1 protein-coding gene is annotated in these 294 nt (G+C 70.4%); it reads right to left on the bottom strand.

From position 1 onward, the window contains the following. Nucleotides 1–2 precede the first annotated feature (2 nt). A partial coding sequence (locus tag ACLJNW_RS24400; protein ID WP_410961243.1) for a carboxymuconolactone decarboxylase family protein occupies nucleotides 3–294 on the bottom strand: 292 nt, incomplete at its 5' end.

A 294-nucleotide genomic window follows, 5' to 3' on the forward strand; every position in this document is an offset into this window, starting at 1 on the left:
GCTCAGGCCTGCGGGTTGGTCCAGCGATATTGCTCCAGCTCGGCATTGAGCGGCGTGCGGGCGAACACGTTGGCGAAGTTGCAGAGCGTCGCCAGGCTCACCCCGAGGATCACTTCCAGGGCCTGGGCCTGGTCGAAACCGGCGGCGCGGAAGGCTTCGAACTGCTCGTCGGTGACCGCACCGCGGCTGGCGATCACCGCGCGGGTGAAGTCGGCCAGGGCTTCGTAGCGGGCATCGGGCAGTTCGCCGCGGGCGCGCAGGGCCTCGATCACCGGCTCCGGCAGGCGCGCCTTG

The organism is Salmonella sp. SAL4457 (genome assembly GCF_046548235.1).
GTDB lineage: Bacteria > Pseudomonadota > Gammaproteobacteria > Enterobacterales > Enterobacteriaceae > Salmonella > Salmonella enterica.